Annotated in this window: 13 protein-coding genes; 1 reads left to right on the top strand and 12 read right to left on the bottom strand. The window is 41.6% G+C overall.

All coding sequences use genetic code 11. The features are described 5' to 3' along the window. Nucleotides 1–25: 25 nt before the first annotated feature. The 12 genes from ABH008_RS04960 to ABH008_RS04905 form a co-directional block, all read right to left on the bottom strand. Nucleotides 26–304, bottom strand: coding sequence for a flagellar protein FliT (locus tag ABH008_RS04960; protein WP_347988746.1), 279 nt, complete (start codon nt 302–304; stop codon nt 26–28). Nucleotides 305–341: 37 nt separating this feature from the next. Further along, entirely contained in the window at nt 342–728 is a 387-nt protein-coding gene (gene fliS, locus ABH008_RS04955; protein WP_347988745.1) for a flagellar export chaperone FliS, read from the bottom strand. A 3-nt stretch (nt 729–731) separates the two neighbouring features. After that, nucleotides 732–2207: a flagellar filament capping protein FliD gene (gene fliD / locus ABH008_RS04950; RefSeq protein WP_347988744.1), complete on the bottom strand. Its 1476-nt coding sequence runs from the start codon at nt 2205–2207 to the stop codon at nt 732–734. 48 nt (nt 2208–2255) lie between these two features. Continuing rightward, nucleotides 2256–2639 carry a flagellar protein FlaG gene (locus tag ABH008_RS04945; protein ID WP_347988743.1) on the bottom strand — a complete coding sequence of 128 codons (384 nt, stop codon included), beginning with the start codon at nt 2637–2639 and terminating at the stop codon, nt 2256–2258. 62 nt (nt 2640–2701) lie between these two features. Then, nucleotides 2702–3571 (bottom strand): flagellin, encoded by an 870-nt coding sequence (locus ABH008_RS04940; protein ID WP_347988742.1) that lies wholly within the window; start codon nt 3569–3571, stop codon nt 2702–2704. Between the two features lie 133 nt (nt 3572–3704). After that, nucleotides 3705–4757 carry a nucleotidyltransferase family protein gene (locus tag ABH008_RS04935; RefSeq protein ID WP_347988741.1) on the bottom strand — a complete coding sequence of 351 codons (1053 nt, stop codon included), beginning with the start codon at nt 4755–4757 and terminating at the stop codon, nt 3705–3707. 14 nt (nt 4758–4771) lie between these two features. Next, nucleotides 4772–5407 carry an acetyltransferase gene (locus tag ABH008_RS04930; protein WP_347988740.1) on the bottom strand — a complete coding sequence of 212 codons (636 nt, stop codon included), beginning with the start codon at nt 5405–5407 and terminating at the stop codon, nt 4772–4774. After that, on the bottom strand, nt 5404–6471 hold the full coding sequence (neuB, locus tag ABH008_RS04925) for an N-acetylneuraminate synthase (protein WP_347988739.1): 1068 nt from the start codon (nt 6469–6471) through the stop codon (nt 5404–5406). The genes ABH008_RS04930 and neuB overlap by 4 nt, the downstream gene beginning before the upstream one ends. A 9-nt stretch (nt 6472–6480) precedes the next feature. Next, nucleotides 6481–7647: a UDP-N-acetylglucosamine 2-epimerase gene (gene neuC / locus ABH008_RS04920; RefSeq protein WP_347988738.1), complete on the bottom strand. Its 1167-nt coding sequence runs from the start codon at nt 7645–7647 to the stop codon at nt 6481–6483. A gap of 2 nt (nt 7648–7649) precedes the next feature. Further along, a complete protein-coding gene (locus ABH008_RS04915) occupies nt 7650–8789 on the bottom strand; it encodes a LegC family aminotransferase (RefSeq protein WP_347988737.1) in 1140 nt (379 codons plus the stop codon). After that, the gene (locus ABH008_RS04910; protein WP_347988736.1) at nt 8782–9762 is read right to left on the bottom strand and encodes an NAD-dependent 4,6-dehydratase LegB; all 981 of its coding nucleotides are present in this window, start codon (nt 9760–9762) and stop codon (nt 8782–8784) included. The genes ABH008_RS04915 and ABH008_RS04910 overlap by 8 nt, the downstream gene beginning before the upstream one ends. Continuing rightward, nucleotides 9759–10463, bottom strand: a complete 705-nt coding sequence (locus ABH008_RS04905; RefSeq protein ID WP_347988735.1) for an acylneuraminate cytidylyltransferase family protein — start codon at nt 10461–10463, stop codon at nt 9759–9761. The genes ABH008_RS04910 and ABH008_RS04905 overlap by 4 nt, the downstream gene beginning before the upstream one ends. Nucleotides 10464–10849: 386 nt before the next feature. On the opposite strand from ABH008_RS04905, the gene ABH008_RS04900 reads away from it, so the two are divergent. Beyond that, a complete protein-coding gene (locus ABH008_RS04900) occupies nt 10850–13453 on the top strand; it encodes a tetratricopeptide repeat protein (protein ID WP_347988734.1) in 2604 nt (867 codons plus the stop codon). The last annotated feature ends 2 nt before the right edge of the window (nt 13454–13455 follow it).

Here is a 13455-nt window from a genome sequence, read left to right as displayed (position 1 = left end):
AATTTGCCTAACAATAACCCTGGCTTTAAAGCTTACTATAGGCTTTAATCGCCCGCATGCCTTGATCCATCAATCCATGCAATTCGATTAATTTCTGTTGTTGTGCCTGGATTAATGACAAAGAAATCTTATCTTCTTCCAAAACACTCTCGACTAACTCGCGTAAGGACTCACGATCAACCTCATTCTCAGCTTGCTCTAGAATTTTCTCCAGATAAGTTTGCCGAGCAGATAAAACTTCAGAAAGCCTTTCCCATTCGGAATTTTCTAGGCAAATAGCAATTTGCTCACTAAATTCTTTCATGTTTCAAATTTTTTATCATCACTACACTCACACTTTATCAACCAATCGCATCCCATGCTTCTTTAATATTGCGCAGCAAACCAGCAACTTCATCAAGAATTTCTACACTATTTTTACTATTTGCTTCTAATAACCTAAAATTAATGTATTCATATAAACTGTATAGGTTCGCAGATAATTCTCCACCATGCTCCATATCTAAGCCATCAATTAATCCACCTACAATACCCATCGCATTAGAAATATAGCGACTTTTCGCTTCAATTTCACCATGTAACATGGCACCTTTCGCCGAATTAATTCGAACTAAAAAACCCTCCATAAGCATTTGTATTAACCTATGCGGTGAGTCTTCCCCTAAACTACTATTATGCAGCACATCAACATAATGGTTGGCTGCTCGTCTATTTGCGGTAGCAATCATAAATTACCCTTTTGAACTTGATGAGCTTGATGAGCCATTACTACTGTTTATCCAGGAAGTTAAAAATGATCCTGTTGAACTATATTGACTTACCAGGGTTTGCATAGCAGCATATTCCTGCTGTAAAGCAGCCTGATAACTATCTAAATATTTATTTTCCGCCGATTGTTTACTAACCAAAGCTGTATATTGAGCATTCAACGTGTTTTGTTCTGAATTAATCGCCCCACCTGAGCTAGTTAAATTAATTAACGTTAAACTCAAACGTGTAGCGACCCCGTTCGATGAATTAAATACATTATTAACAGCCTGGGGATTAGCCGCCAAGGCGGTATTAAGTTTGGTAGTATCTAAAGCCATATTACCACTACTATCAACCGTTACTCCTAACATAGCTAACGAGTTATAACCACCGGTAGCTGAACTGACAACTGACGAGGTAATCGTTCTAATCTGATCTCCAGCAAACTGCAGTGCAGAATCTCCAAATAAAGCACCATTGGTACCGCCCACACCACCATAGGCTTGCAAACTTTGAATGGTTGAATTTAACGTATTATAGGCGGATACAAAATTATTCAGCGAAGAAGCAATGGCACTGGTATTCAAACTGACCCCAACCTGAACAGTTGTGCCTACCGATGCAGACTGCAGATTAAGTGTTAATCCAGGTAGCACGTTGCTCAACGAGTTACTACTATTCGTTGCCGTCTGCCCATCTACCTTGATAACCGAATCCTGCGCCGCTGTCTGAGTAGTTAAATTGCTTGTAAACAATTGGGACAGACCGGCACTATCAGTGTTATTACCATCAGCATCTGTTCCATCTACCGTAAAAGCATTGGCTGTTCCAGGATTCGTAGATGTCAGCACCAATTTTGACACTGTACCGGTATGGGTAGAATTATCTACATTAATGACACTGGCTTGCACAGAAGTGTTCCCAGTTGCATTGTTTATTGCATTCGCCACACCTGCCAGTGTATTGTTAGTACTATCAATATTGACATTAAATGTTGAACTGCTAGAACCAGATCCAATAGTAAAGCTTAAACTACCTGTTCCAACCACCGCTGCTGAGTTAGCAAATTCTGCATTGGTAATTGAACTCTGCTGAGTGGCCAACTGATCAACCTCAACATTGTGCGTGGCTGCTACAGCACCTGTACCTGGCGTCACACTCACAATACTGGAATTAGAGGAACTCGCAGAATCGGCCTGAAAACTATTATTCGTTTGGAGTGCCGTCACAGCTGATTGAAATGTCGTTAAAGCACTTTGCAGTTGCCCAATTCCGCTTAATTGCGTATTAATAGCACTGGCTTGACTACTAATCAGTGCTTTTGCTCCCTGTCCTTCGGCCGCAACCAACTGACTGACGATACTGGTAATATTCAGTCCATTGCCAACACCCAAGGCCCCCAGAATAGATGAACCCAGCTGCTGCTGATTGGTAGTACTTGATGAGATAGATGTCATAATCTTAACTCCAATCTATAAACCATCACTTTTCTATAAACCATCACCTTATGCGCTTGTTTGAATAACGGTACCTTTTTGTTTATCTTCCATATCTTGCAATCTTTTAACGAAATCCAGCATTTCAGTAGAGGGAATTTGCCGCACCAGTTTACCACCTGCATCGACAACTTTAATTACCGTTTCATTGGTAGTCTTGTCCACACTGTATTGCACACTTAAATTACTGGATTGAAGAAATTGATTACTTTGATCTGCAGCAGCCTTAACGGTTTTTAATGAGGGTGTGTTTACACTATTAGGATTAGCATTTAACACCTGAACATTAGAATTGGAACCAGAATTATAACCAGAATTAGCTTGGACGTTAGTTTCGGACGCAACAGGTAGTATGGTAGACAGCGTCAAATTGTTATGTATTTCACTGCTCATGACCTTCACCATTGACCTTTAAAAACGGAAGGTTGCAACTATATCACAACCTTCCTAATTAACTATTTAAGTAAAGTCAATACAGACTGATTTGACTGATTGGCTTGTGCCAGCATGGCGGTACCTGCTTGAGACAATATTTGCTCTTTACTTAACGTAGAAGTTGTCGAAGCAAAATCTGTATCCTCTATACGAGAGCGAGCTGCGGACTGGTTAGTAATTGATGTCTGCAAATTTGAAATAGTATCGGTAAACCGATTTTGCAAAGCACCTAAGGTTGCACGCGCAGTATCCAGACTTTTAATGGCCACGTCTATCATGGAAATAGTACTTCTGGTATTCACGGAAGTAGCGGCAGAACCAATGGATATCGTCCCGGCCGCTCCACCTGCACCTTGCACAGCGAGAGCACTAATACCAGAGGTTTTTAACATATTAGCGACATTAATCGAAATCTGGTTATTAGTCGCAACATCAGCACCAATTTGAAAATTGGCATGGCTCAACGAACCATTTAAAACCGATTTGCCGTTGAATTGTGTATTGCCAATAATACGACCCAGTTCATTACTCAATTGTTTAAATTCAGTTGATAGCTGTTCACGGTTAGCGCTGCCGACTGAACCAAAGTTAGATGCTTGCACTGCTAGATCACGCATGGTTTGCAGAGTTGATGTCAGAGAAGCCATTGCACCATCTGCGGTTTGCACCATGGAAATACCATCATTGGCATTTCTTGCCGCAACAGTCATACCATTAATTTGCGAAGTCATACCATCACTAATTGCCAAACCTGATGGATCATCTGCAGCCGAGTTAATACGCATACCAGAAGATAACTGCTGCATAGCAGTTTGCAACGAATTTTGAGTTTGATTCAAATAACGTTGTGAGTTTAAAGATGCTACGTTTGTTGTGATTATCATTGCCATGACACTATCCTCCAACCACTTTTACATTCTATATATTGCAAAGGGTTATTTTGTTAAAAGTCAAAATGAAAAAAGTTAATTTTAAAACTTGAAAGATTTATCGACCCTTTTAAAAATAACTTTAGGCACTCTTTTAAAAAAAATTACTGTAATCACCCTGCGCACGCAAAAAATCAGCTTCCCGACCTATATCCAACCAATAATCATTGATAGGAAACATAGCAACCACCTCGTCTAGAGCCAATTGCTGATTAAGCAAGGTTGGCATATCCAGTTTTTTTTGCTTAGCAATACTTTTAATTAAACTGTGATCCAGTACATATATTCCTGCGTTTACCAAACAACTTTGTAATGGTTTTTCTTCAATGCTCACTATACGCTGTTGTTCCTGCGATACCACGCCATAAGGCACTTGATATTCGTATTGCCGAACACAGAGTGTTGCCATAGCTTGTTGTTCATTGTGATAAGCCAATAAGCGAGAAAAGTCGATCTGAGTCAAAATATCGCCATTCATCACAATGATAGGCACATCGGGTAAATTATCTGGTAGTAAACCAATGGCTCCCGCAGTCCCCATGGGTTCGATTTCATCAATGTATTTAATCCGAATACCCCATCGCCCTCCATCACCAAAATAATCCTTTATTTGCTGTGCTCGGTAATGAACAGCGATATAAAATTCCCGAAAACCCGATTTAAGAAAATTCTCGATAATGGTTTCTAAAATGGGCTTGCCACCAATTTCCAGTAAGGGTTTTGGACAATCATCCGTTAATGGTCGTAAGCGAGTCCCCAGCCCTCCTGCTAATAAAAAAACCGGATTAGGAAATGACGGCTGTTTATACAATGCCTGCAAAGACTCGAGGCGCACCACTCGTCCATTCTCATCGACCACAGGTAATTGAAATAAATGATGCCCTTCCATTATGGCAATCAATTGTGCTTTAGTATCTTGCAAAGCCGCCAATTTAGGCCGCTTATTCATTACTTCGCTCACACAATGTTCTAACGATAAACCACGGATAAGCGCTCGACGAATATCACCATCAGTCACCACACCCAGTAATTTATCTTCGTCATCAACCACCAAAGCAATTTGCAATGCCGCTCGATCAATCACCTCAATAGTGGTACGTAATGTAGTCTCTGCACGGATTAATACTTGCTGCCAATGCTGTTTCATATTTAAAGCCTTTTTTACAAATCCTGGTGTTGTGCACGTGGCGGAAAAACTATTTGCTGACAGCTCACAGATCTGGTCACTACACTACCAGCACCTATCACACTGCCCTCACCTATTTCTATACCCTGAATAACAGTGGCACCCGTACCTATGTGTACATGATCACCAACCAATATTTCGCCACTTAACACAGCGCCAGGCGCAATGTGTACATGTTTACCGATGCGACAATCATGCTCGACGATAACGCCACTGTTAACAATAGAGTTCTCAGCAATTATCGTGCCTGTCTGAATTATGACACCCGCCATTACTTGCACACCTGCCGCTAATCGCACGTCATCCGCTACAAATGCAAGAGGGTCAATAACAGTTTTAAATGTGTAACCTCGTTTCTGAAAAAAGTCGAATAAGGTGCTTCGAAGTTTGGCATCCCTTGGTAAAGAGCCAATACCATTCACTAATTCGACCTGATCTGTCTCACAATTTAATACGGATTGATCGTCGCCCAACACACTGATTCCCATATAAATACTGGAGACAGGTCGATGCGGATCTACAAAACCTTTTACCATCACTCCGAGACGACTTAAAATATTGAGTATGACTCTTGCGTGCCCACCACTTCCCAGAATAATCACGGGCTTCATTCAATCATCTCATCCACATGATAGGCACGCTGACTTCTTTGCCCAAGCAAACGCCAATATTCCATTGGACTTAATCCAGTACCAGGACGTTTTATTGCCAAATTTTTGACTCCAAAGTATTCTCCTGCAGATATTTCTTCTGCGGCTACCAAGCTTTTACGCGCCACCTCTCGATTTTCAAGTTCGACTGACTGTGGCGTTTTGCTCGACACGCCTAAACACTGTTCGACAGCACGGATCCCAGCCACCATCTGCTTTAATTCCTGCGGCTCCAACGAGACTCGATGATCCGGACCTTCCTGGCTTTTATCCAAAGTAAAATGTTTTTCTATTAAACTTGCACCACGTGCTGCTGCGGCAATAGGTACCACCAATCCTTCCGTATGATCAGAATAACCCACCGACAAGCCAAAAACCTGCTGCAAAACATCCATCGCTCGTAAATTAACATGTGCCAAGGGCGTAGGATATTCACTAGTACAGTGCAGCAGCGTCACTTTATTTTTTAAAACACTTTGTCCAGCATCCGAACTAAATGCCGCCTGAAAAGCAGTTATGGAAGGCCTGTCTTCTTTCAGATAACCAAACGCCAACACACCCAGTGCAGCTTCAATTTCGGACAGATTTGCCATACCAGTAGACACAATAATATTTTTTCCGGTTTGAGCATGCGCCAATAAAAATGGGCCATTAGTAATCTCACCCGATGGAATTTTTAATTGTTCGACACCCACTTCGTCGACTAGAAAACGTAAACTTTCGAAATCAAACGCAGTAGATAAAAATAAAATACCTTTAGACCTACAATAATCACGTAACTGAAAGTGGAATTCATATTTCAATTCCAAACGTTGCAACATTACCAGCTGACTTTCATCGGTAACACTGTTGAGTTTTTGATAATCCGCTTTTGCTGCAGTACGTGTGACCAATTTATCAGCCTTAAACGTTTGAAACTTAATGGCATCAGCTCCTGCAGCCACTGCAACATCGACCAGTTGCATTGCAGTCTCCAGACTACCGTTATGATTAACCCCAGCTTCGGCAATAATAAAAACACTCATTTGAACACCTTAAGTAGTAGAAACATCGTAAAAATGCTTCTTTAGTATGTCTTGCAAAGACACTTGTTTTAGTATGTCTTTAATTTTTTCTGAAGCGCCACCTTGTCCATAAGGGTTTTCAACACAGTTTAGACGCTTTAAAAACTCATCTGATAAAGCGGTATGAATTGCCGCTCTAATTTCTTCCGCAATTGGCAGACAATGTATGACACTTGCTCCAGCAATTCGTCCCCGTTGACGGTCACCAATATTTACCGTTGCCACACCGCAGGCCGGGGCCTCCAATAAACCACTGGAGGAATTACCCACCACAGCATTTACTTGCTTCAATACAGACAAATACTTGAGTGAACCTAATGAAACAAAACTAGCAACCCGAAGTGGGTTTGCTTTCTGATAATTTTCAATCATAACGGACATACTTCGTCCATCGGCATCAGCATTTGCATGGGTAAAAATAATGTGTACATCTTGAAAGCTATCCAATGCTTGCAATAACTGGGTAAACTGCTCGACGCTTGAGTTATTTTCTAAAGTAACCGGATGAAAAGTCACCAACAGATTATGTTTAGCGAAGCTAAAACCTAACGCATTTTCCAACTCTAACCGGTTAAGTAAAGGTTGCCTATAAATATTATCCAGTCCTGGAGCGCCAACATTAAAAACCCGATGAGGTTGCTCTCCTAGCTGTATGACACGACGTTTATAACCTTCTGTGGACGTAAAATGTAGATGCGACATTTTACTGATCGCATGTCTGATCGAATCGTCTACCGCACCTTCTGTCAATTCGCCACCATGAATATGTGCAATAGGAATCCGCTGTATCATCGCTGCCTGAGCAGCAACTAATATCTCAAAACGATCTCCAAGCACTACCAGTATATCGGGTTGTAAATCTTGCAAAGCATCCGCAACACCTATGAGGCCAACCCCCATAGATTTACAGATACCCACTACACTATCCGAAGACAGCAGCATTTCCACTTTATGATCAATCTCAAAGCCATCCGCTACAATCTGCTGCCAAGTCAATCCAAACTCTGATGACAAGTGCATACCCGTAACCAACAATTGCAATTGCAATTCAGTGTCTGCTTGTATAGCTTTGAGTAACCAATGCAACAAGCCATATTCCGCACGTGACCCAGTCACCACACAGATTTTTCTAGCCATTTTCATTGCACTACACTACTGGGAATATTGACTAGCCGCGCAACCACGGCATGCGAATTTTGTAAGCCATCTGTCTGACAGTGTTTATACATGGGTAAGTTGCATAGAAGCTCCCATAAGGGTCTGGTCATTATTCCATTATGATTACTTGCACCCAGAAACAGATCACATTCAACTTTATCTTTAAATAGTAAAGCATTCAGCCAATAATTTGAATGCGCACCGAAAGGCTCGACAAGTATCTCTACATGTTTCTGTCTCGCCCAATTTATATAACGTTGTGCCAAGGCCCGTTTATTTTCAAGAAATGCCGGCAATTGCTCAAGCTGAGCCAAACCTAACGCGGCATTCAAGTTTGGCAAGCGATAATTAAACCCCAACTGATCATGTATAAATTGCCAAGGATGCGCTATTTTAGCTGTGGTGGTTAGATGTTTTGCCTGTTGAGCTAGTTTTTCGTCATTCGTTAAAATCATGCCCCCGCCCCCTGTGGTAATAATTTTATTACCATTAAAACTTAACGCCCCCAACAGTCCAAAGCTACCGCAATGCTTTCCATGCCAGGTGCTACCCAAGGCTTCAGCAGCATCTTCAATGACGGGTAATTGATACAGATCACAGATCTGCAAAATAGCTTCGATATCGCACGGATGCCCAAAAGTATGCATCGGCAGACAAGCAGCAATACGCTTGCCATTTAGTTTATTCCAGACCGCGCCATCCCGAAACTCAGCAAACTCAGCTAAAAATTCGCCCAGTGCCAGTGGTGACAAACCTAAACGATTACACTCTACATCAACAAAGACTGGCTCGGCACCACAATAAGTAATAGCGTTTGCAGTTGCCACAAAGCTTACCGCTTGAGTAATAACTTGCTCTCCTGGTTTTACTCCTGCCAACAATAAGGCCATATGTAGAGCAGCTGTTCCATTTACTGTTGCTACTGCCCTTTTAACACCACAATATTCAGCAATTTTAGCTTCAAATTGATCTACATAAGGACCCACACTCGATACATAAGTACTATCAACCACATCTAATAAATATTGTTTTTCATTCCCGACAAAACGTGGCTCATGTAGTGGAATAAACTCTTCTGTGTGATAGATTTCTCTCACCAATTGAATAAAACTATCAAACATTGTAAATGTCCGCTTTATATTTTTTTAGGTGTTGTTGATTAGAAAACCAAGCCACCGTTTGACGTAACCCTTGTTCTAAACCTACTTGTGGCATAAAGCCAGTCAGACGGGCAATCTTGCTGTTATCACACCATAAGCGTTGCACCTCAGATTTTTCCGGTCGTAATCGCTGTTCATCCAGCAAAAACTCTACGTCGCTACCCATAATGATTTTAATAAGTTGCAGGGTATCACCCACCGAAATTTCACTATTTGAACCAATATTGACCGTTTCTCCGATGGTAAGATCTGAAGCAGCCAAAGCCATAAATCCTCTACAAGTATCTTCTACATAATTAAAATCGCGTGTTGGTGAAACATCGCCCAATTGTATTTGTTTTTTGCCGTTTGCAATCTGAGTGATAATAGTGGGAATAACAGCTCTCGCAGACTGCCTAGGGCCATAGGTATTAAAAGGCCTGGCAATTGTCACAGCTAAATCAAAAGCATGATAAAAGCTTAAAGCCATGGCATCAGCACCAATTTTTGAAGCACTATACGGCGACTGGGGCTGTAAAGGATGCTGTTCATCAATGGGCACATAACGCGCTGTACCATAGACTTCGCTGGTTGAAGTATGAATCAACCGCTGCACACCATTGTTTCTGGCAGCCTGACAAATATTTAAAGTTCCTTTTATATTGGTATCAATATAACTATCCGGTGCCAGATAAGAATAAGGTATGGCAATTAGTGCCGCCAGATGAAAAACAGTACTGACATTCCGACAGAGTGTTTGACAAAATTGCGGATCACGAATATCGCCACAAATCACTTCAATATCATTCTTACAGCTTATATCTTCCAGCCATCCCCAAGAATTGAAAGAATTATACTGAGCTAGAGCCCTGACATTAAAACCTTGTGCGACTAACATTTCGACTAAATGCGAACCAATAAATCCATCGGCGCCAGTCACTAATACCGTATTCATTTCACTAGACCTTGTTTAATATATGCCTCGGCTAACAGCCAATCCTCTTCACTATCAATATCCAGACTCATCACGGTATTCATAATCAATGGAATAGTTTGGTCAGGATAAAACGATTTGTTTTTCAAAAATGCTGCCGTATTACATAAATATAATGCACCATTGGGTGTCAACAAAGGTTTTATTTGTTGGCGTGTCGTTTGGATAGGTGTGTTTTTACTCAGTGCGCTCAAATGTCCATTTTCCTGATAAAACAATGTACTTAAATTTCGGTGAATTTCTTTGCAGGCAACTACAGCATCTGCCTGTTGCTTAGTTAACAGTGTAAAAGCCTTCAGGATCATTTCAGCAGAACGGAACGGCGAAGTAGGCTGTAACCAAAGCAGTTGCTCAGGAATATAGCCGTATTCTGTTTCAAACCATTGCAAAGCATTCAATACAACGCTAACTGCGGAGCTATCATCCGCTGCATACTCAGCAGGCCGAATAAAGGGAGTAAGCAAACCTAAATCTCGCCCTAACTTTGCATACTTTTCAGAATCGGTGGATAAAATTGCCAAGCTGGCTTTCAAATTGGCTTTTGATAAAATTTCGGCCGTCCAGGCTATCAAAGGCTTCCCCCCCAAAAGCTTAATATTTTTATCTGGAATGCCCTTTGAGCCACTACGGGCAGGAATCAAGATCAGTGTTTCTATTTTCATCTCGTGCCGATACTTTGCGGGTAATAAAACTTAAGTATTTCTAAGCTATAAGATTAGCAGATTTATTTTATCTAGCTCCCCTGCGATAACTAGTTTACTGATAATCGTGCTAAATTCTGTAACTGAAACCATGCGTCGAAATAAGTTTTGGTTGAAAATTGGAGATTAAAATATTATTTGCATTAATAGAAAACTGGTCTATATTTTTAGGGTATTAAGCGAAAAAAACTAAAATGTAATTTTTTATTTGCATGGGTTTTGATAGCTTGGTTTCGGATGAGCGAGCTTACTAAATAAACTAATGGCTTGAATCGTTGAACTAAGCTTTCAACGAACAATAAACAGCCTCACACGCCCAAATAATTCCATTTCTCTCGTTTCAATAAATGTCACATACAAATCCATCCATTTCCACAGCACCGCAAACACTCTTTCAAGTAGTAGAGCAAGCCTATGCTCAAGCTAGCCAAGGTAAATTATCGCTTATCGATCTTATCAATGCAGCTCAACAACTCGGAGAAGCTAAACATTTTACTTTAGCGATCCAACTATACAGACTCTGGATTGAGCACACCGACTCACCAGTCTCCTATATTGCACAATTTAATCTAGCGGTGCTTTTATCAAACTGCAACGATGATAACGGTGCCGAACTTGCGTACCGAGCAGCAATCTCTCAAAAACCTACTTTCATTGAAGGTAATTTAAATCTGGGCACATTGCTGGAACGCTTAGGGAGACCCGAAGAAGCCCTTGATTTGTGGCGTAATGTATTGACTATTATCGACCAGAATGTACCATCAGACTTGATATTCTACATCCAGGCACTGAATAATTTAGGGCGGCTTTTAGAAGTACAAAAGCAACTACCTGAAGCAGAAGCCATGCTGACAGAGAGTCTAAAACAAAACCCAGACCAACCCAATGTCATTACACACTGGATACATTTGCGCCAAAAACTCTGTAAATGGCCAGTCTTTAGCAATACTTTTAATATCCCAACTGAAAACTTAATTGCTGGCACCTCGGCATTAGCTATGTTAAGTGCCTTTGATGATCCCAAATTGCAACTTGAAACCGCAAGCCGCTATGTAGAGCAAAAAGTACTTAAGGGTGTCCGCTATCTATCATCCAAACAATCCTATGGTCATAAACGTCTACGCATTGGCTATCTATCCTCTGATTTTTGTTCGCATGCTGTATCGATACTAACGGCAGAACTTTACGGTCTCCATGATCGTACTAAATTTGAAGTTTTTGGTTTCTGCTGGAGTCATGAAGATGGCTCACCATTACGCGCTCGTGTAATCAGCGGTATGGATCAACATATAAAAATTGGCACACTCAGTGACGAAGCGGCTGCGCAGCTCATTCGTTCACATGAAATTGACATTTTAGTTGACTTGAATGGCCTAACCCTTGGCACTCGCCATAACATTTTGGCCTATCGTCCAGCGCCTGTACAAATTACTTGGCTAGGATTTCCTGGCACCACAGCACAACCCGAGATCGATTACGTTCTATCCGATCCTTTCGTGTTACCACCGGAACTGGAGCCTTTCTTTACAGAAAAGCCACTCCATATGCCACACACGTTCCAAATTAATGATCGTCAGCGTATCATTGGCCCCTGCCCTAGTAGAGAAAGTTGTCAACTTCCTGAAGATAGTTTCGTCTTTTGCTCATTCAACAACACCTACAAGCTTACGCCTGAAGTTTTTGAAGCTTGGCTACGTATCCTGAAGCGCGTACCCAATAGTATTCTATGGCTGGTAGCCGATAATGACACTGTCAGAGAAAACCTAATTAAGTATGCTCTTGAACAGGGTATAGACTCCAAACGCATTCACTTCGCCGAACGTGTCGCCCCCTCCGAATATCTTGCCCGTTTCCAGGTTGCCGATCTGTTTCTTGATACATTTCCGTTTGGCGCAGGCACCACGGCCAGTGATGCACTGTGGGCAGGTTTGCCGGTATTAACAAGAGCTGGACGCACATTTGCATCTCGCATGGCAGGAAGTTTGCTACAAGCAGTTAAATTACCAGAGTTAATCACGTACGACTTAAAAGATTATGAAGATAAAGCGGTAGAATTGGCATTACAGCCTCAGCGCATTGAAATCATGAAGCAACAACTGGTTGAAAACCGCTTGAGCTGCAAATTATTTGACAGTCCCAGTTTTGTGCGTGATTTTGAGGCATTATGTACTCAGGTGATTGAGCAATTACCCAGCGCCCCTAAACAAAGCAATGTTATTGATGTCGATCTTAGCTATATCAAGTCCCCACTAGACCTCAACATCAAAGATCGCCGATATGTAATAGTGGCCCCTCCATTTCAACATAACTCAGCAGGCATACGCGTATTGTACGACCTGCAAAAGTGGCTTGTACTTGCTGGCCTGGATGCCATAGTCTGCACTTGGTTTCAAGGCTATCCGCTTGAACAATTTGCCAACGATATTGTCATTTATCCTGAAGTGGTACCGGGTAACTTACTGAATGCTAAACGGGTAATCCGCTATATACTCAATGTACCCGGCAAGCTGGGACACGGTGAAAAAACCTATGACCCCAGTGAAGTTTTAGTCGCTTACAATCAGGAATTGGCTCACTATGCAAACGGTGTCATGTTGCAAGTCCCCTCAATTGAGCCATTCTTCTATTCTAGCGACTGCGAAAAGCCAGTCAACGCTGTATTTGTTGGCAAAGGCCAGGATTTGGGCCTGCATCCAGCAGACTGTATTGCTATCACAAAAAGTTATCCTGAAACACGTAGACAACTTGCCGACTTGCTACGTACCGTGAAAACACTTTTTATATATGACGACTTCAGTATGATTGCCCAAGAAGCGCGCCTGTGTGGTTGCGAGCTTATACTGATTAAGAGTGATGGTGCTTTTGTTGATTATCCGCTTCAAAATTTCCCTACGCTAGAAGAATTTAAACTCCAGTTACATGAGTTTATCGAAATGACTAAGAAACTTTGAAT

Origin of the sequence: Methylomonas sp. AM2-LC, from assembly GCF_039904985.1 — a bacterium.
Taxonomy (GTDB): Bacteria; Pseudomonadota; Gammaproteobacteria; order Methylococcales; family Methylomonadaceae; genus Methylomonas.
The sequence above is the reverse complement of the archived record's forward strand: the minus strand, read 5'-3'. Positions and strand labels throughout refer to the sequence as shown.